The organism is Oscillospiraceae bacterium (genome assembly GCA_035380125.1).
GTDB lineage: Bacteria > Bacillota > Clostridia > Oscillospirales > JAKOTC01 > DAOPZJ01.
In genome coordinates this window covers 1-20,143 of record DAOSWV010000006.1, presented here as the reverse complement: position 1 = coordinate 20,143, position 20,143 = coordinate 1, and the positions used below count along the sequence as shown (strand labels likewise).

16 protein-coding genes and 1 other annotated feature are annotated in these 20,143 nt (G+C 52.1%); of the genes, 2 read left to right on the top strand and 14 right to left on the bottom strand.

The window, feature by feature from the left end; genetic code table 11:
- Positions 1-17: 17 nt before the first annotated feature.
- The 13 genes from PK629_03110 to PK629_03050 form a co-directional block, all read right to left on the bottom strand.
- The gene (locus PK629_03110) at positions 18-338 is read right to left on the bottom strand and encodes a V-type ATP synthase subunit F (GenBank protein ID HOP10459.1); all 321 of its coding nucleotides are present in this window, start codon (positions 336-338) and stop codon (positions 18-20) included.
- Positions 339-396: 58 nt separating this feature from the next.
- The gene (locus PK629_03105) at positions 397-1,368 is read right to left on the bottom strand and encodes a V-type ATPase subunit (protein ID HOP10458.1); all 972 of its coding nucleotides are present in this window, start codon (positions 1,366-1,368) and stop codon (positions 397-399) included.
- Between the two features lie 9 nt (positions 1,369-1,377).
- Positions 1,378-1,965 carry a V-type ATP synthase subunit E family protein gene (locus tag PK629_03100; GenBank protein ID HOP10457.1) on the bottom strand — a complete coding sequence of 196 codons (588 nt, stop codon included), beginning with the start codon at positions 1,963-1,965 and terminating at the stop codon, positions 1,378-1,380.
- 1 nt (position 1,966) lies between these two features.
- Positions 1,967-2,482, bottom strand: coding sequence for a V-type ATP synthase subunit K (locus PK629_03095; protein HOP10456.1), 516 nt, complete (start codon positions 2,480-2,482; stop codon positions 1,967-1,969).
- Between the two features lie 164 nt (positions 2,483-2,646).
- Positions 2,647-4,593: a V-type ATP synthase subunit I gene (locus tag PK629_03090; GenBank protein ID HOP10455.1), complete on the bottom strand. Its 1,947-nt coding sequence runs from the start codon at positions 4,591-4,593 to the stop codon at positions 2,647-2,649.
- On the bottom strand, positions 4,590-4,904 hold the full coding sequence (locus PK629_03085) for a hypothetical protein (protein ID HOP10454.1): 315 nt from the start codon (positions 4,902-4,904) through the stop codon (positions 4,590-4,592). The genes PK629_03090 and PK629_03085 overlap by 4 nt, the downstream gene beginning before the upstream one ends.
- A gap of 16 nt (positions 4,905-4,920) precedes the next feature.
- On the bottom strand, positions 4,921-6,186 hold the full coding sequence (locus tag PK629_03080; GenBank protein ID HOP10453.1) for a hemolysin family protein: 1,266 nt from the start codon (positions 6,184-6,186) through the stop codon (positions 4,921-4,923).
- 99 nt (positions 6,187-6,285) lie between these two features.
- Positions 6,286-6,930, bottom strand: coding sequence for a DUF421 domain-containing protein (locus PK629_03075; protein HOP10452.1), 645 nt, complete (start codon positions 6,928-6,930; stop codon positions 6,286-6,288).
- A gap of 166 nt (positions 6,931-7,096) precedes the next feature.
- Entirely contained in the window at positions 7,097-8,419 is a 1,323-nt protein-coding gene (locus tag PK629_03070) for an aspartate kinase (GenBank protein ID HOP10451.1), read from the bottom strand.
- A gap of 233 nt (positions 8,420-8,652) precedes the next feature.
- Positions 8,653-9,378 (bottom strand): glucosamine-6-phosphate deaminase, encoded by a 726-nt coding sequence (locus PK629_03065; protein ID HOP10450.1) that lies wholly within the window; start codon positions 9,376-9,378, stop codon positions 8,653-8,655.
- 402 nt (positions 9,379-9,780) lie between these two features.
- Positions 9,781-11,541 (bottom strand): ammonium transporter family protein, encoded by a 1,761-nt coding sequence (locus tag PK629_03060; protein ID HOP10449.1) that lies wholly within the window; start codon positions 11,539-11,541, stop codon positions 9,781-9,783.
- A 154-nt stretch (positions 11,542-11,695) separates the two neighbouring features.
- Positions 11,696-13,474, bottom strand: a complete 1,779-nt coding sequence (locus PK629_03055) for an ABC transporter ATP-binding protein (protein ID HOP10448.1) — start codon at positions 13,472-13,474, stop codon at positions 11,696-11,698.
- 110 nt (positions 13,475-13,584) lie between these two features.
- The gene (locus PK629_03050) at positions 13,585-15,315 is read right to left on the bottom strand and encodes an ABC transporter ATP-binding protein (GenBank protein HOP10447.1); all 1,731 of its coding nucleotides are present in this window, start codon (positions 15,313-15,315) and stop codon (positions 13,585-13,587) included.
- 208 nt (positions 15,316-15,523) lie between these two features.
- Positions 15,524-15,814: a binding site (T-box leader), on the top strand.
- Positions 15,815-15,864: 50 nt separating this feature from the next.
- Here PK629_03050 and PK629_03045 point away from each other — a divergent pair.
- Positions 15,865-17,403 (top strand): sodium:solute symporter family protein, encoded by a 1,539-nt coding sequence (locus tag PK629_03045; GenBank protein HOP10446.1) that lies wholly within the window; start codon positions 15,865-15,867, stop codon positions 17,401-17,403.
- Positions 17,404-17,437: 34 nt separating this feature from the next.
- Positions 17,438-18,634, top strand: coding sequence for an MFS transporter (locus PK629_03040; GenBank protein ID HOP10445.1), 1,197 nt, complete (start codon positions 17,438-17,440; stop codon positions 18,632-18,634).
- Positions 18,635-18,716: 82 nt separating this feature from the next.
- Here PK629_03040 and PK629_03035 read toward each other — a convergent pair whose 3' ends face one another.
- The gene (locus PK629_03035; GenBank protein ID HOP10444.1) at positions 18,717-20,000 is read right to left on the bottom strand and encodes a galactokinase family protein; all 1,284 of its coding nucleotides are present in this window, start codon (positions 19,998-20,000) and stop codon (positions 18,717-18,719) included.
- Positions 20,001-20,143 lie beyond the last annotated feature (143 nt).

Here is a 20,143-nt window from a genome sequence, read left to right as displayed (position 1 = left end):
CTGTGTGAAAACTCGCGTTACTGTTGTTTAAAAATATCGGTGCCGATGGCGCGCTCGACGCTCGCCTTGACCGCCGCAAGCCCTTTTCCGGTGCTGCCCGCATTATTCGGGATCAGAATCAGGGCGGGTGTCGTCTGGTTGCGATAGGCGGCGAAGACGGGTTCCAGTTTCTCCGCCAGCGGTTCGGTGATAAAAATAATGGCATAGTGTTCTTTTTCGAGTTCTGCAATCTTGCGCGAGGCCTCGCGCTCGTCGGAGGTGGCAAACACGGTCACGCCCAGCGCGTTAAACGCCAGAATCGAATCCCGGTCGCCGATGACTGCAATTTTACCTGTCATAAATATGATAACCTTTCCTCTTTGAGATTCTATTTTAATAGAATTTCAAATTTTCCCCCTAAAACAACTGACGCAGCCGCTGCCGGATGACCTGCGGGTTCATGCCGTTGATCTTACCGACAAGGATGATCCGCAGCTGGGCAATCTCGGTCAGTTTGGCCGACACATAGCCCATCAGCGGTTCGGGTCCGAAAGCGATCTTCTTTCCCATGCGCACAGTTTCCGTCAGATAGTCGTCACAGTCGCGCTCGAACCCCGCCAGATCCCCCTCGCCCGCACTCTTGGCGAGTGTGGCATACGGGGTGAATCCCAGCTTTTTCGAAAGCGCATCGGCACTGTCGAAGCAGTCGTCGAAAAACTCCACGGGCAGAGTTCCGCCCTCGATGAACACGGCGTAGAAAGCGCCTTTGCCGCCGGTGCGCGTCCTCAAAAAATCACGGAGGTTAGCCAGATCGATGCTGACGCGCACATAGTTAATAATAAATTCATTGCGGCACTTTTTGGCGTAATCCAGTTGCGCGGCATATTGCGCCCGATCGAGGGTCAGGTCGATCACACTGACCGACGAACCCGCCGAAAGGGCCTTGCGTACTGCGGCAACCGCTTCGCCGATAGCTTTTGGATACTTGGAAAAATCGCCGTCTTCAAAAGCATCTCTGAGTGTCGGCGGCTCGTAAATACCGAGTGCCGACATCAGCCGCGCGGGGTCTTCGCCCAGTTTTTCACACCGCAGCAACACTTTCAAATTAAAGATATCATAAGCGATCAGATACAACTCGGCCAATGCCCTGTCCGGGCAGACCTCGCGGATATATGACAGTACCGCCCGCGTCTGCGCGGTCAGCATGCCCTCAAACTCCTCCGGCTTTTGCAGCAAATCGGCGTTCTCGGCATAGACCGTGCCGGACAATGCCCGCAGGGCCGACGGCGCATCAGGTGCTTCCGTCAGCTGTTCAAACTTTGCCCGTGAGAGCAGTTTGTTTTCCAGTTCCGCGGTTCTTGCGACCGCGTAATAGTACCGTTCGCTCACTGTGTTCTCCTATTCGAACAGGATTTTTGCAATTTGGGCCTCGATCCGGTCGCGGTCGAGTTCCAGCGCGGCCTCGAAGGTGCAGACCTGCCGGCTGTTTTTGCCCTGCACGATAAACCCGTCTGTAATCTCGGAAGTTGAAGCGCCGAGTGCGACTTTTTTACCCGAGAGCGCGGCATTCATCTTTTCGACAATGCCGTCTCCGAGCTTTGCTTTGGCGTTTTCGGACAGCAGAATCTGTTCGCCGCCCTCGATCGTGCACTGCGAAAATAAACCCAGAACCGCTTTTTCATAATCGGCAGAACCGAATCCGGCGATGCGCTTTACGGCCTCGTCACAGACGCGGTCGATCAGCTCTTTCTTAGCGGCCAGCATCTCCTTGCGTACGGCAAGGGACGCATTCGATGCGGCGATGCGCTGTTTTTGGGCGCGCACGGCGGCCACCTTGGCTTCGGTCTGCGACTTCAGCTCGGCGATTTTAATCTCGTTGTCCCGTTTAATGCGAGCCGCTTCGGCTTTTGCCGCAGCGAGCATCTGCTCGCTCTCGGCTGCGCCGTCGGCCTCGATTTTATTCTTGATGCTCTCGATTCCGCTCATATCAGATGTTGATACCGAGCCACATCAGAACCGATGCGATCAGCGCCAGCAGCGCGTATGTCTCGACGATTGCGGTCATTGTAACGGCTCTGGAGCTGCTCTCGGGGCGTTTGGCGACGAGTGCGCATCCGCTTGCGCCGACTTTGCCCTGATAGATCGCCGAGATCAGACCGACGATGCCGATCGGCATTCCGGCCAACAGGAACAACATGCCCTGTTCAACCGAAAGCGCCGCGAGATTGCCCGAGAAGACGCCGATTTTAACCCAGATCAAAACCGCGATAATCAAGCCGTAAAGGCCCTGTGAACCGGGCAGCAGTTCCAGAATCAGAACTTTTGAAAACTTTTTGGGATCTTCGGTAACGACGCCTGCCGCCGCCTGACCCGCGATTTTAACGCCCATTGCAGAACCGATTCCCGCGAGCGCCGCCGCGATGAACGAGCCGAGGAACGCCAATACGATGCCGGTAAAGGCCGGATCGGTGACCGTGGGCGTGACCGTTGCAAAGAAATCCATTTTAAAAACCTCCGTGTTGTTGTGTTATGTCAAACGGGTTGCCCCGTGACAGCCATTATAGTGAAGCCACTTAAAAAATAAATACGTGGATAAATCAAGCGGTAAGTGGCTTCGCATTGGGTAAAACCACTTCAATTTTACGTTGAATTGAAGGTGGTTTTACTTTACTTAGTGATCTCGATATATTGAGTGCGTCTTGCCAGCGGGATAAAATCCTCGCCGTTGCCGTCATAGAACTTCGAGAAGAACTCGACGTACTGCAAACGGCTGGTATGGACGTAGGCCGACAGCAGCGAAAGCGAGAAGTTGAGCGCGTGGCCGATCAGCAGAATGATCACCATAAAGATGATACCGAAAATACTGTCCGTACCGGGCAGCCCCGCCATCATGTTGAACACCCAGCCGATGATGCCGGAGGAAAGCCCCAGCGCGAACAGGCGGGTATACGACAGCGCGTCACCCAAAAATCCGCTGACATTGTAAAGCGCCCCGAGGCCGCCGCCGAGTTTTCCGAACAGACCCTTAGCCGCACGTCCCTGCGTGAGCACGAGTACCAGCGCGGAACCGAGCGCAAGCCATTTCCCGATGGTCCCGATCAACACGCCCGTGTCGCCCGAAACCGCCATCGGGCCGGCCAGCATAATCAGTCCGGTGATAAACAGAATCCAAAAGCCCTGGTCAAAGATCGCGGCAAACACTTTGCCCTGCCGGATATTCTTGACGGCCATGGCGATATAGCCGCAGAACAGATGCACAACGCCGAGTCCGATTGTGAAGATCATCGTTTGGAGCGGAATCTCGAGCTGCAGCGGCATTCCGGTCTCGGACCGGATGGGCAGCAGCGCCGGAATCAGCGATGCGCCGAAATAACTGCCGAAAATCACGCCGACCAGAATTGAGGCCAGCCCTCCGGCCAAAAACACACCCAGATTCTTGCGCATTCCGGGCTTGGGATGCAAAAATAGCAGCGCGGCGCCGCAGGCCAGTGACAGAATCAACCCGTAACCGGCGTCGCCGACCATCATGCCGAAGAAGATCGAATAGAAAATTGCCAGCATGCCGTTGGGGTCAATATCACGGTAATTCGGATGTGAAAACGAGTCGGTAATGGCCTCGAAGGGGGTTGCGATCTTGCTGTTGCGCACCAAAACCGGAGGCTCGTCCTCGTCGGTCACGTCTGAAAATTCCACAACCGCGTTGTCTGTGACTTCGGAAATGGCCTTTTTCAGCGCTTCTGTGCTCTCGGCGGGAATCCAGCCGTCGGCGGTAAAACAGCGCATCGTGTCCTCGGACAGCGCCTTGGCGTCCAACCGTCCGCTCTTGATCGCGGTCAGGTCGCTCATATTTTCAAAATAGTCCAATAAATCGCCGCTGCCCGCCTCGGCCTCAATGGTTTCTTTGGCCTGTTCCAGTTCGGCGATCTCTTTTTTCAGCCGCTCGGTTTCTGTTTTTGCCGTGTCGGCAAACTCGGAAAAATCCGCCTTGGACCAGTTAAACCGCTTGGCGGTCTCGTCCCATTTTTGTCCCGCGCTTTTATGCGCGGCAACGATATAATATGTATTTTCAGCGTCGGCAAAAATCTCCTCAAGAGCGACCCCGTCGAGCTGTGCCGTCTCGGCGGAAAAACCCGCGCTGTCGCGCTGCAAAACAAAGCCCGCCGAAACCAATGTCGATTCGGTGTCGTGAATCTCGGAAAGCGGGGTTTTCACCGGCAGCCAGGGAAACAGTGCCGTTATTTTTGTTTCGGCTCGTTCACGTTTGCCGTTGATCTCGTTCAGGCGGCTCTCGTACTCCCGCACTTTTGCCACGGCTTCTTCCAGCCGCTTTTCATCCTTTGCAAGGCCGCTCGCGGTCTGTTCGTCGACCGGACGTGCCACCACGTCGAGTGAAGCCAGCAAACTTCTGGTCTCCACGCGGTATTTTGAGAGAAAATCGATGCAAAAGTCAATTTCAGCCCGGTTTGCCAAAAGGGTCTCGACCTGCTTCGCCTTCTCGGCGTCGCGGGCCTCCCCGACAAACTGAACCTTGCCCAACTTCTGTAATTTTTCCAAAATCTCATCCTGTTCGCCGATCAGGCCCAGAATTGAGACCTTTTTCATCTCAACGATCATTTTGCGACAAGCTCTCCGATCACGATTTTTAAAGCCGCCTCAACGTTCTTTTGCGCATACTCCATCGTCGCGGCAATCTTTTGCCTGCCATCTTGTATCTCTTTTTCCATGGCCGCAGCGCTGTCACGCTCAGCCTTAAAAGTTCCTTCAATCAGCTGTTTATGCGTCAGATCATACGCCGCATCATATTGTTCCATCGCCTCGGCCCGTGCCGTTTCCACGAGTTGTTCAGCTTCACTTTTGGCCGCTTCGACACGTTTTCGAACGGCTTCTTCGGCCTGTTTGACCTGGGCGACAAGTTCGGTGTTCATGCTGGGTTTCCTTTCGTCATTCGTTTTCACATATCGGTAATTTTGTGATTAAGACCTTTGCGATTCGAAGATTTTCAACTTCGGCGATTGTAAATTTCAGTCCGGCGACCTCAATCTCGGCATGTTCTTCAAGCGCAGGGATATGCCCCAACTGCGACAGCAGCAGTCCGCCCACGGTGTCGTAATCACCTTCCGGCAGTTCAATGTCGAGCAATTCTTCGAGATCCGAGAGCAGCATGCTCCCGTCAACCTCATAGGTGTCCTCACCGGTTTTGACGAATTCCTCTTCCTCGTCGTCATATTCGTCGCGCATATTGCCGACGATGCTCTCAAGCAAGTCCTCAATGGTCACGAGCCCGGAAGTGCCGCCGTATTCGTCGACGACGACGGCGAGCTGGATGCGGCGTCCGGTCAGTTCCCGGAACAACTCACTGCAGCTGACCGATTCGGGCACGAAAAACGGGGGACGCATGACCTTTTCGGCGTTGATATTGGCGGGAAGCTGTTTTCCGACATATTTCAAAAGATCTTTGACGTAGACAATGCCGATGATGGTATCAATGTCATCGCGATAAACCGGAAGCCGTGAATATCCCTCGTCGATGGCCAGTTTTAAGACTTCGTCGACCGTATCGATATTTTCAACGGCACAGATCTCGGTGCGATGGGTCATCACCTCGACGGCGACGCGATCATCAAACTCAAAGACGTTGTTGATCATCGCCTTTTCGCTGTCCTCGATGACGCCCTTTTCCTGACCGACGTCGACCATCATACGGATCTCTTCTTCGGTCACCTGTTCGTCGCTCTCACCGGGGATAACTCCGAAAATGCGTGCAAACCCGGTCGCCGCCCATTTGGTAAAGGCGGTCATGGGATAATTCAAAGCATAAACCAGCTTGAGCCAGCCGGAAAACGCCAGAGAAAGTTTCTCGCAAAAATGCGCACCGAGCTTTTTCGGAAACCAGTAGCCCAGCGTCAGATAGACGACGGTGCAGATGATAAACAGCAACAGCGCCGATAAAATCGGTGCAAACCCACCGGACTTGACAAACCAACCGGTGACATCCGCAGAAAACGCAAGCATTGTACAGATGACAAAGGCCAGCGCAAGCATAATGCGTCCGGTGTCCAAACTATCGTAAAAGCGGGACGGCTCCGAGGTCATTTTCAAAACACTCTGAGCTTGTTTCTTGCCTTCCTCAGCCAGTTTTTTCAGCCGGGAATCGGCAATGGTGACCGCCGCCGTCTGGGCCGCGCAGGTGATAAACGCAAAGATCAAAAATGCGATCCCGGTGATACACCACCATATATCGCCGTCTATGGAAATTCCCCCAATAAAACATAAAGTCAGGCCTTTACACATTAGCCTGATTTTATTCTATCGCATTTGGTCCGAATTGTCAACGATATAGACACCATCTTTTCCGTCTGCGGTCATTAAAAATATATTTTCCGGTTTTAAGCCCTTCTCTTTCAACAATTTTCGCAGCCAATTCTCGTCGCGGCCATAGAATTTTAAACCGTTGGGATTGATCTTGCCGTCCGAAATTACCACCGCCGGAATGCCGTTTTCGCAGCGATCTTCCCGTAAAAACACCGACATGTGCCCGTTGGTCTCAAGTACAATGCACGACAGGTTTTCAGGATTCGGGCAGCCCCGCTGGCGCATAGCCTCACAAATATCCTCGACGGTAATACGTTGCCTGCGCATTTCGGAACGATCGATTTTACCCATGTTCATTAAAAAGCTCGGTGAGCCGTAAAAAAACTTGTTGACCTGAGGATTCGCCAGCGTCAGCGCCGACATCCCCAATTCCAGCAGCACCAGCAGTCCGACAGCTGCCATCGATTTAAAAAACGGCATGGTGGGATCGATCAGCGGCTCGGTAGCAATCTGAGAGATGATAATGGTAATAGCCAGTTCCGGCACCTGCAATTGACCCACCTGCCGCTTGCCCATGATGCGTACCGCCGCGATAATCGCAATAAACGCGCCCGCTGTCTTCAACAGGAAAATCCACAAAAACAACCGCCTCCCGGGGTTTAGGTTGACCCCGAAAAGCGGTAAATATTCTTGTAGGGAACGGTCTTGACCGTTCCGTTTTCGGATATTGGCGAGATTGAAAATCTGTGCACTCTGTCAGTAGATATTTAAATCGTTTAAAATGAATTTTTGCAATCGGTGTCGATCACTTGACGAATGTGTGGTAAATCGCATTGATCGCCGGTTCGAAACTGGTCTCTTCCACGCCGATGATGATGTTCAGCTCACTGCTGCCCTGATCGATCATACGCACGTTGATACCCTCTCCGGCGATACAGCGGAAGATACGCGCGGCGGTGCCGATGGCGCTCTTCATGGCGCGCCCGACAACCGCAATCAAAGCCAGCCCCCTCTCAAGCCGAATCACATCGGGCTGCGCGGTAATCATCATCTCATCCATGATCTGCTTTTCGAGGCCGGCGATATCACGTTCGCTGACAATCACACACAGCGAGTCAATTCCCGACGGCATGTGTTCGAAACTGACATTGTGTTTTTCCAACACCGAAAGTACCTTGCGGCCGAAACCGATCTCGGTGTTCATCATCTCTTTTTCGATGATAATAATGCAAAAGCCCTTTTTCCCGGCGATACCGGTGATCACGTTCTGCAAATCCATCCGGTCGGTATGTGCCACGATCATGGTACCGGGCGCTTCGGGATCGTTGGTATTGCGGATATTGATCGGAATACCGCTTTCGCGAACCGGGAAAACGGCGTCCTCGTGCATGACGGTCGCACCCATATAGGCCAGCTCGCGCAGTTCGCGGTATGTGATGGTGCTGATGGTACGAGGAGAATCGACGATGTGCGGGTCGGCCATCAAAAAGCCGGAAACATCTTTCCAGTTTTCATATAAATCCGCACCCGCAGCTCTTGCCACGATCGAACCGGTGATATCCGAGCCGCCGCGCGAAAAGGTCTTGACGGTTCCATCGGGCATACTCCCGTAAAATCCCGGAATTACGGCGTTCGGGCAGCCCGACAGCCGCTTTGACAATACGGAATTCGTGGTTTTGGCGTCATAATTGCCCTTATCGTCAAAGAAGATCACTTCGGCGGCGTCGATAAATTCAAAGCCTAAAAATTTCGACATCACCAGTCCCGACAGATATTCACCGCGGCTGGCGACATAGCACTCGGGATGCTTGATATCGGACGCAAGCACCCGTTCAATGTTTTTACGTTCTTCCGATAGGTCAAGCGAAAGCCCCAACCCCGCGATGATCTCGTCATAACGCGCGAAAATGGCGTCTAAACTCTCAGACCGGTCGGTATCTTTTTTCAGCAGCGACAGCAGCAGATCGGTCACCTTGATGTCCGCCCCAAAGCGTTTGCCCGGAGCCGAGGGAACGATATAGCGGCGGTCGGGATTCTGCGCAATGATCTGCGCCGCTTTTTTGAATTGTTCGGCGTCGGCCAGCGAAGTGCCGCCGAATTTCGCCACACGGATATGTCTTTCCTGCATTTGCCTTGCTCCATTATAAGATTACGGCACGATGCCGTTTATATACAATTTATATTCAATATTTCTGCCTTGAATTCCCCTGCACTAACGTACGGCGGTGAACACATAGGTCGGAAGCAGCGCGCAGAGAACCGCTTCTGTGGTTCTCCAAAAGAATATTCTTAACAGAATATTCTTCCTGCTTCAAAAAACTTGATAGATACTATGACGCGTATGATGCGGCGTCATGCCGTTTACAGCAGTTCTGCGGACGCCTTGTCGAGATATAAAATCCAGTCGGCCTTTTGCTTGAGCAGCGTGGCCGGAACCATCGGGGAAAGTTCTCCGTAAACGGTATTTCGCACGGCGTCTGCCTTGACCTTGTGCGGCACAATCGAGATGATCCGCTCGCTCTTCATAATCTGTTTCGGGGTCATCGTGATGGCCTGCTTGGGGACGTCGTCCACGGTGGCGAACCAGCCCTCGCCGACCTGCTGGCGTTTGCAGGCGTCGTCGAGGTTGACCACGATGTAGGCCTCGTCGTTGTCGAAGTCGGCGGGCGGGTCGTTAAAGGCGATATGGCCGTTTTCGCCGATGCCGATCACACCGAGGTCAATCGGCGCGCTGCGCAGTTCTTCGGTCAGTTTTGCGATATTGGCTTTGACGTCACCCTCGCCGCTGACAAAATATGCGGCTTTCAGCGGCACCTTTTCAACAAACCGCTCGGTCAGGTATTTTCGAAAACTTGCGATATGGGTAATCGGCAAACCGACGTATTCGTCGAGATGGAACATCTCCACTTTTGTCCAGTCGACCGGCTGTTGAATCAGGTTTTCAAACATTTGAAACTGGGACGCGCCCGTTGAGAGCAGAATGCGCGCCGTTCCCTTGGCTGCGATGGCTGCGTTGATGACCCGCGCCGCTTCTTCGGCTGCGGTTTTCCCGAGCTGTTCGGGTGTGTCGCTGACAGAGATTTTCATGAAAAAGCCTCCAAAAAGAAATTACGGGAAGAATTATATCATACAATGAAACGATTGGCAATCTGAATTCGCGGGTTGCCGGTCCGGTGCAATTAACAGTTGGCAGTTTACAGTGAACAGTGACATTCCCGCTCAAACGATTTCCCTCAGTACAAGGAAAGAACTTATTTTTGGCATACGAAGAAAACTTGGTAGTTCATGAGAAAAAAGAGGGGGCGGGCGATTACAAATCGCCCCTACATTTTTTCCGCCGCACGGTACCTTACCTTTTCTTCTTTCTCTTTTCATTTTTCCCTTTTCACTATAAAAACCCCCGCCCCGAACGGGTTTCGTTCGGGGCGGGGTTAATGGTTATACCGCAGAAGGGAATACGGGCGCACACGCAGGTGCGCCCCTACAATTCTATTCTACATCCTGCAGGGCGTCGTAGCCCTCTTCGCCGGTGCGCACCTTGACAACGTTCTCCACGTCATAAACAAAGATCTTGCCGTCGCCGATGTTTCCGGTATAAAGCACCTTCTTGGCGGTCTCGATGACCGTGCGGACAGGCACCTTGCTGACGACGATCTCAACTTTAACCTTGGGCAGGAGGTTGGTCTCAAATTTGGCGCCGCGGTAATATTCGGTGTGTCCGCCCTGCACGCCGTAACCCAAGACATTAGATACGGTCATGCCCGTGATGCCGATACTGTCCATGGCCTCCTTGAGCTGCTCAAACTTACTCTGCTTTGCAATGATCTCGACCTTGGTCATCTTGATACCGGAAGTGATCCTTTCAGGCGCTTTCCGAATCTCAATCGGAAGTGCCTCTTCGACCGGAACCGTACCCGTGATTTCCGTCCTAGCACTCTCAAGCGCCATCGCGTTATCCGCATAATCGACCGTGACAAAGTCGGGATAGGCGTGGTTGCCGTGTTCGCCGACGTCAAGACCCTCAATCTCCTCCTGCGCCGTAACGCGAATACCGAGTGTGGCCTTAATCAGAAGCCAGACGCCGACGGACCCCGCAAAGACGAACCCGCCGACCGCAAGCACGCCGAGCGCCTGTGCACCGAGCATTTTAAATCCGCCGCCGAAGAATAACCCGTTTTCTGTCGCAAGACCGACCCCCGCCTGTGAAAACAAACCGACAAACAGCGTACCGAGTACGCCGTGCACCAGATGCACCGAAAGCGCGCCGACCGGATCATCGAGCTTCATGCGGTCAAAAAACAATACCGAAAGCACGACGATGATACCCGAGACGGCGCCGATAATCAAGGAACTCGTGACACTGACATAGGCGCAGCCGGGTGTAATCGCAACCAGACCTGCCAACAGGCCGTTGATCGACATACCCAAATCGGGCTTGCCGATGACAATCCACGAGGTTGCGGTCGCCGTCAGAATGGCCATGATGCCCGCAGTGTTCGTGGTCACGACAATGTGCGAAATCGCCGAGGGATCGGCCGCCATCGTGGAGCCGGGGTTGAATCCGAACCAGCCGAGCCATAAAACAAACGCACCGATGGTCGCCAAACTCATGTTGTGCCCGGGAATCGCATTGACTTTGCCGTCCTTGGTGTATTTTCCGATGCGCGGCCCCAACAGTATTACCCCCGCCAATGCAGCCCAACCGCCGACCGAATGTACCACCGAGCCGCCCGCAAAGTCGAGCATGCCGATGTTCGCCAAAAATCCGCCGCCCCAAATCCAGTGACCCACGATCGGATAGATAAACATGGTCAAAAACAGCGAAAAAATGATAAAAGAAAGGTATTTAACCCGCTCGGCCACGGCGCCCGAGACGATGGTCGCAGCTGTTCCGCAGAACACCAATTGAAAGAAAAACTTAGCCCACAGCGGAATGCCGGTCCACGAAATCGCAGAATAAACACCCTGATAGGCCTCCCCGACGGCGGGCGAATTATCGGCACCGCCTACCATAAACAGACCTTGGAGGCCGATGAAGCCGTTGCCGTCTCCAAACATCAACCCCCAGCCCAAAATTAAAAAGCCGAGTGACGAGACCGCAAATACGATAAAATTCTTCGATAAGATATTGACCGCATTTTTCTGCCGTGCAAGACCGCTCTCAACCGCAGCGAAGCCGAGGTTCATAAAAAAGACCAGCGCGCCGGCAACAATGACCCATAGGGTATCCAGCATAACCTGAGTATCCATAGCTTTCCCTCTTTCTTCCTAAAATAAAAAATTAAAGCAACAAAAAAGGGGTTGCGGACAAAAAGCCCGCAGCCCCATTGCTGCTAACCACACAAGTATATGTGCGGTGTTTTAAAAAGTCAAGAGATTTCAGTAAATTTCAGTAAAACGGTTTTTATGCATCGACCGTTTGGTGACCGGCGGTGACCAGCCGATAATAAGCGCCGCGTTTGGCCATCAGTTCCTCGTGATTGCCGCTCTCGATAATCTTGCCGCCGTCTATATACATGATCCGGTCGCAGTCGCGGATGGTCGACAGCCGGTGCGCAATCAAGAAGCTCGTGCGCCCTTTGAGTACCGCCGCAATGCCCTTTTGCAGCGCCTGCTCAGTTTTGGTATCGATGGAACTCGTCGCCTCGTCCAAAATCAGAATTTTCGGATCGCTGACAATGGTTCTTGCGAACGCGATCAGCTGTTTCTGCCCCTGCGAAAGACCGGATGCCCGTTCGGCAATCTCGGTCTCATAACCCTTAGGCTGCTGCAGAATGAAATGATGCGCCGAAACGGTTTTAGCCGCATTTTGCACCTGTTCGTCGGTTGCGTCAAGCAAACCGTAACGGATATTACTCGCAATCGTACCGGAAAAAGCGAAACTGTCCTGCATCATAATACCCATTTGGCTGCGTAGGGATTTCATTGTCACCTTGCTGATGTCGTGCCCGTCGATCAAAACCTGCCCGGACTTGATATCGTAAAACCGTGAGATCAGGTTGACAATCGTCGATTTACCGCTGCCGGTCGGACCGACCAGCGCCACGCTCTCACCCGGCTTAATCTTAAAGCTGACCCCGTGCAGAATTTCAATGCCCTTTTCATATTCGAAATGTACGTCTTTAAATTCGACCTCACCCTTGATCGGAGGCAGTGTCTCCGCATGTTCACAGTCGCTTATCTCGGGTTTCGCATCCATCATCTCAAAAATGCGTTCCAAATAAGCCACCGCAGTCATAAAGTTGTTTAAAACAACTGCCAACGAAAGAATCGGCGTCCAAAACTGGCCGGCGTATCCGGTCATAACGACGATCGTACCGACCGTGGCGGACGGCGCAAGGATCATCACGCCGGCGGCATAAATCAAACAAGTAACGGCATTGGCAACGGTATCAACCGAAAAATTCATAATTTGCCCGGCCATAACCGCTTTTACCCAGGATTGTTTGACATTTTTCGCAAGGCGGTCACAAATTCCGCGGTTATATTCCTCACGCGCAAAAATCTGCGTAACTTTCATACCGTTGATATTCTCGGCAAAAAAGGCGGTCAGGTTGCTGCTCTTGTTGGAAAAACGACGCCAGACTCTCACCTGTTTCGGCCGCATTAAGAACGCAATCAATATGAAAAGCGGAACGCCTGCCAAAGAATACAGTGACAGCGTGACATCTTTCATAAACATAAATACCAAAATAATCAGAATATTAAACATATCGAGGATAAACGTTACGACCCCGTTTGTAAGGACATTCGCCAACGCGTTGATATAATTAATGATTCTGACCAGGATCTTGCCGTGCGGACGGCTGTCGAAATAAGAAAACGAGAGTTCCTGCATATGCTGATAAAGGTCATTTCTGATATCAAAGATAATGCTTTGGCCGAGTATGGCCATCATGCGCATTCGGACGATTGACAAAACAATCGACACCAAAATGCATGCCACCAATATTCCGCCGTAAATGAAGATCAGCTTAACGTCTTTATTTGGGATGGCTTTATCGATAATCGAACCGCTCAGCGTTACGGTGAACAACGCTGCGGCGCTGCTGATAAAGCTTGCTATCAGCGTAATAATTAGTTTCCATTTGTATTTTTTAATATAGACGCCGGCGCGTTTTAAATGCTTAAAACTGAATTTTGTATCAAGCGTCTCGTCTATATCATATCGGTTACGAGCCATTTTCATTTCCCTTCTTTCGCGTTTTGTCCGCGTTATGTGGGACGTTTTATCCTATATAATAAGCGAAGCTTTCATACTGACTGCCGCACACAAAGAATAAGGTTTTGCGCTTACTCCGTCTGCTGTGACTGGATTTCATAGATGTCACGGTAGAACCCGGGTTTGCGGATCAATTCCTCGTGCGTGCCGCATGCGGTGATCTCGCCGTCCTGCATCACGAGAATCTCATCCGCCTCGGCGACCGTCGAGACGCGTTGGGCGATAATAATCTTGGTGCAGGTATAGGGCAGCGACTGAAGCTGTTCCCAGATATATCGTTCGGTTTTCATATCAACCGCGCTGGTGGTATCATCCAGAACCAGAATCGCCGGTTTGATGGCAATCGCGCGGGCAAGCGCCACCCTTTGGCGCTGACCGCCCGAAAGACCCATGCCGCGCTCACCGACAATGGTGTCATACCCCTCTTCCATCTTGGAGATAAACTCGTCGGCATCAGCGCGTACCGCACTCTCTTTGACTTGTTCTTCAGACATATCGGGATCACCGAATGCAATGTTGCCGTCGAGGGTATCGGAAAACAAAAATACGTCCTGCGTGGCCATGCCGATGTTTTTGCGCAGACCCTGAAGGTTGTAATCGCGCACGTCGACGCCGTCGATTTTAACACTGCCCTCGGTGGCATCGAAAAAGCGGGCCAACAAATTCACCACGGTGGTCTTGCCGCTGCCGGTCTCGCCGACAATGGCCAGTGTCTTGCCGGATTCGATATTAAAGTTCAGATTTTGAACAATCGTGGTGTCATGAATTTTCAGCGTGACGTTTTCGAAACTGATATTGCCCTTGAACCGTTCGGGCTTCACACAGTCGGCACGGCTGACAATACGAGGCTGCGTATAATATAACTCCATGGCCTTATCAGCGCTCGGGAAGAAATTCTGAAAATCGTTAAGGAAATTGCCGATGCTGCGGATTGAGGTAGCCAGTGCCCAAATCAGGGAAGTAAATGCCGTCAGATCGGCGACGGTCATTTTCCCCTTGATCGTTAAAAATCCCCCGATTGTCAGCACGATTACGGTCAGAAACTGTGATAAAAACTCCGGGATCGGCCAGATTGAAAGCCAATTCCTATTTGCTTTCAGCGCGGCTTCCTGATAATCTTGGTTGGCTCCGTAAAAGCGGTCGTATTCATAATCCTCACGGGCGAATGCACGCACAGTCTTGTTGGCGTCGATGTTTTCCTGCGCGATCTCGGACAGACGGGTCATCTTTGCGCGGTTAACGGTATACAGCGGCCGCATCTCTTTGGAAAATCGCCGAGATGTGACATAAATAAACGGCAAAATAATCAACAGACAAAGCGTCAGAATCCAGTTGATCGTGAAGAAGTAAATGACGGACGCAAAAAACATCAATGTCGTCGACACAATGGTAAACATGGTGCTGCGGGCATTCAAACCCACCACATCGAGGTCGCCCTGCACGCGCGTCAGAATATCACCGGCGTTCATGCGGGAATAAAAGTCGCCCTCCAGCATGGTGAGATTTTTGAAGATGCGCATTTTGATGTTGTAAATCAGTGTCTGAGTGGACGACTCGCGCAGATACACCCCCGTCGTATTCAATGTATTGCGCAATAACACAAGGCCCATCCACAGCGCCAAAGCCGGTAGCAACCAACTTTCGGGATCGGGTGTCCCGGCAGTAATATTGCCGACGATATAGCGCGTCAGAATGGGCCATACGAGTACGAACAGCGCGACGATGACATTGAGAATATGTGCGGTTATGTATCGGAATAATGTTCCTTTAAGGTTCTTAAACATCCAGCGGATTTGAAGCATGGAAAGCCCTCCCTTCATTACGTCGAAGGTTTTGAACCGCCAAAAGTATACCCCACCCCACCGCAAATGTAAACCCTTTTTCCGAATTTTTTAGAAATCTTGTAAGATTTCCCTTATGAGAGATAACCAAGTTTATAAAATTTGTCCAATCTGATTAAATCAGATATAATTTTGTGTTGACAAAGCAAAAACGGTATGCTAAAATCGGGTATCGGCTGTGACCGAGACCAAGTAAACAGAAACTTCACCCACAGAGAGCTGCCGGTCGGTGAGAGGCGCGGGAATGGGTTTTTGTCGAATACTTCTCGTGAGCTGCGCCCCGAAATTCAGTAGGCGGCGACGGGATCGCCCGTTACAGCGACAGGGTATTCATAGTGAAGCCACTTAACAATCAAAGCAACAATAAACCGTAAATTGCTTCACATTGTACCCGCAGAGGTTTTTTGCGTGAGTAAAAAACAAACCGAGGTGGTACCGCGGACTACAATCCGCCCTCAGGATGAGGGCGGTTTTTTTATTGGACTTGCCCTCAAAAAAGGAAGGGTCAACATGGCAGTAAAAATCATCCTTCTCGTCGCCTTCTTCGCGGTGACAATCGCAATCGGCATCTATTTCCGCAAAAGGGCGTCGACCGTCAGCAATTTCGTGCTCGGCGGACGCAACATCGGACCGTGGCTCACGGCCTTTGCCTACGGCACCAGTTATTTCTCGGCAGTTATTTTCGTCGGTTATGCGGGTCAATTCGGCTGGGACAACGGGATCTCGGCCGTCTGGATCGGTCTTGGCAACGCTTTCATCGGGTCGCTTGCGGCCTGGATGATACTTGCAAGACGCGCGCGCATCATGACCAAGCACTTCGACTCGGCCACCATGCCGGACTTTTTTGAAAAGCGCTATGACAGCAAAGCACTCAAACTGGCCGCGGCAATCTTGATTTTTGTATTCCTGATCCCCTATTCGGCGTCGGTCTATAAAGGCCTTGCACAGCTGTTCTCCTCGGCCCTCGGCGTCAGCAATCTCTGGGTCGTGCTCGCCATGGCGCTGTTCACCGCAGTCTATGTCGTTTTGGGCGGTTATGTCGCCTCGGCCGCCAATCATCTTTTCCAAGGCATCATCATGCTGATCGGCATTGTTGCGGTCATCGCCTCGATTCTGGGCGGAAAAGGCGGATTCACGGAAGCGATCAACCAGCTGTCTCAGATCAGCAGCGATAAAGCGCCGGAATTGCAGGGTGCGTTTGTCTCATTTTTAGGGCCGAACCCGCTGATGCTGCTGTCGGTTGTCATTCTGACCAGCTTCGGCGTTTGGGGCCTGCCGCAGATGGTACATAAGTTCTACACCATCAAAAGCGAAAAATCCATCCGCGCGGGAACGGTCATCTCGACCCTGTTCGCCTTGATCATCGGCGGCGGCGCCTATATGCTCGGCGGTTTCGGACGGCTGTTCTACACCCCCGGTACGGAAGGCTTCAGCTATAACAACATCATGCCGACCATGCTGGTAAACAATCTCTCCGATCTGTTGGTCGGTGTGTTACTGGTACTGATCCTCTGCGCATCCATGTCCACACTCGCCGCATTGGTGTTGACTTCATCGTCCACCGTCGTACTCGACTTTATCAAGGGCACCGTTAAAAAAGACATGAATGAGAAGCGGCAGGTCTCGTGGATTCGCATCCTCTGCGCCGTGTTCATCGTGATCTCGGTTGTCATTGCACTCTTCCCGGGCACGCTGATCACCACATTGATGTCGCTCTCCTGGGGCGCATTGGCCGGCGCTTTCCTCGGACCGTTCTTATACGGTTTATTCTTTAAAAAGGCTACCAAAGCTTCGGTCTGGGCCAGCTTTGTCGTGGGCGTCGGCATCACGGTAGTAAACCTGTTCGTGCCGTTCATCAACAGCCCGGCTTCTTCGATTGTCGCCGGGGCCATCGCAATCATGAGCTCGTTTGTGGTTGTGCCGCTGGTCAGCTTGTTCACAAAAAAACCCGATCCCAAGCAAGTCGAATGGGCATTCTCCTGCTATGATAAACAGGTCGAGACAACGGCAGAATCAGTTCTGGTCGACACGGAGGAACCCAAGGCCTGAACCGCATGTAATTTTATAAAAAGGAAGTAATTGATTGAACGGTGTCGGGAAAAAGCCTGCCGTGGCAGCGCTTGCGATCACATCGCTGTTTGTGATCAATGCGGGTGTCTATGCGCTCTTCGCGTTATTCTATTGCTTTGTGCAGCTTTTTCTCGGCACCATGCACACCCCGGTTGAAGTCGGCGCTTTGCTGTCCGTCGGTCAGGTTGCGGCCGTCATCTCCCCGCTGATGTTCGGCATTGCGGCGGACAAAGCAAAATATAAAAATACTATTCTGATCATCACGGTCGCCGGTTCGGCGGTCTGCTACTTTGCCATGACGCTGTCAAACAGCTTTATCTGGCATGCAGTGACCATCGCGGCGGCCCTTTGCTTTTTAGCGCCTTCAGCCACGCTGACCGATACCATCACGCTCGAATACACCTATCGCAACCAATTAAAATACGGCACCATCCGCGTGATGGGGACGATCGCCTACGGCGTCATCGCCTGTGTGCTTTCGCTGTTCATCAAGGACGACTACTCACCGGTGTTCATCATCTATCTGATCGTAGCCGCCGCGAGTTTAATCACCCTATTTGTCACCCCGAAGGTCGAGGGGCACGCGTCGAAAAAAAAGCTCTCGCTGGCTCCGCTGTTTAAGGATAAAGTCCTGATGTGGCTGTTTGCTTTCATCGCGGTGGCCAATTTCGGATGGGCCTACTATCTCAACTTTTTCCCTTCCTATCTGATCGGCGAACTCGGTGCTCCGAAATGGGTCTGGGGTCTGAACGTCCTGTTGACCGTTGTGGGCGAAATCCCGTTCTTTTTACTGTTTACGGGGTTGTTTCGCCGGTTCGGCTCCAAAAAACTGATGTTCACCGCCATGCTGCTCACCACGTTCCGTTATATCATGCTGGCGCTGTTCACTGCACCGTCTTGGTTGCTGTTTGCGGGCGTCATCACCGGCGTCTCAATCTCGATGTCGGGATATTGCGCCTCGGTTTATATCACCGAAAATATTCCGGGTGAATTGCAGGCCTCGGCGCAGACATTGATGTGTGCGCTGCCTGCAGGCGTGCCGAAAATTCTGGCCGGCATCCTCGGCGGAGTGATGACTCAGACGCTCGGAACAAAGACCTCGTTGTTTCTGTGTTCCGCGCTGGGTGCGCTCGCCGTTATCGTCTATTTCTTCACACTCGGCCGCAAATCGGTTGAATACCATTCCGCCGACGGCGTCAAACTCAGATAATTCCTCTAAAAATATATAAAACCCCTTCTCGTGATGCCATCGCCGCGAAAAGGGGTTTTATATATTTTTAATTCGGGATTCTTTATTCTACCGTACGGCTGCCGTCAGACCGGATTCGCATGGCCTTACAGCTGCCCTCGCCGAAGATCTTTTCGATTTCGCGTTTGTAATCAGCCAGCATTCCGGTCGGCAAAAACACCTGAATTGTGCCGCCGAAACCGCCCCCCTGCAACCGGCAGGCGCCGATACCGTTCAAAAACCGCTCGGTCAGCGCAAGCCCCACGCTAATCCCCTGAAACGCCGGATCGGAAATTGCATAGGCATTTTGATTATACATAAATGAAGAACGCCCCGATTCGTTGACCAGACGTAAAAACGCTTCAAAATCACCCTTTTGCAACGCTTCCTTCTCCTCTTCGGCGCGCTTGGTGTCCGCGAAGAAATGCAGCGCCCGCAATACCGCCCTGTCACCGCATTGTTTCCGGATCGCCGGAATGTCGGCGATAAACTGTTCCTCATCCACTTCGCGTAAATAATCCTTGCCGAAGCAGGCGGCCACGGCGCACATCTCCTGACGGATCGCGGCATATTCGTTTGTCAGATCTGCATGGCTTCCGCCGGTATCAACGATGCACAGCGTATAACCCGTTTTGGAAAAATCAAACTCAATGGGTGTGATCACGGGATTTTTCGGATCCTTGAAATCAATGCCGACAAAACCGCCGGTGGCACTGGCCATCTGATCCATCAGACCGCTCGGTTTTCCGAAATAGACGTTTTCGGCAAATTGACCGATCTTGGCCTCATCGGTATGAGAAATAATCCCGTCGTTATACAACTGATTAAAGATTGCGGCAACAAGCACCTCAAAAGCCGCCGACGAGGAGATGCCCGAACCCTTGAGTACATCCGAAGTGGTGCAGGCGTCAAAGCCGCCGATATGGCCGCCGAGATCTTTGATCCCGGCCGCAACCCCGCGAATTAAAGCGATTGACGTGTTTTTCTCATTTTTCCGCGGATCAAGGCTGTCCAGCGTCAGACGATCCTCGGAAAAACCCCGCGACTTCAGGCGAATCGTCAAATCGGCATTCGGCGAGACCACGGCGATGACGTCGAGCTGAATCGCAGCTGCCAGAACGCATCCGTGCTGATGATCGGTGTGATTGCCGCCGATCTCAACCCGCCCCGGTGCGCTGACCAAAATCGCATCGCGGTCACCGTACCGATGCATAAACTCTTCTAAAAGAGTCTGATAGCGTTCCCGCTGCGGCAAAAAATCTCTTTCGGAGGAACCGTATAAAAATGCGAAGGTGGTATCAAGTCCCCCTGCGCGGATAATCTCCAGTATTTTTTTGGTTTTTAACATAAAAGAACAACCTTTCACGGTAATTTATGTGATTATAACACGAAAAAGCCCATATTTCAATCAATTATTCCCTTGTTTTTCGAAACATGGTGTAGGATTACAATTGATGTGTTACAAAAGGGAGGAGGAAAAAAAGAGTAGCG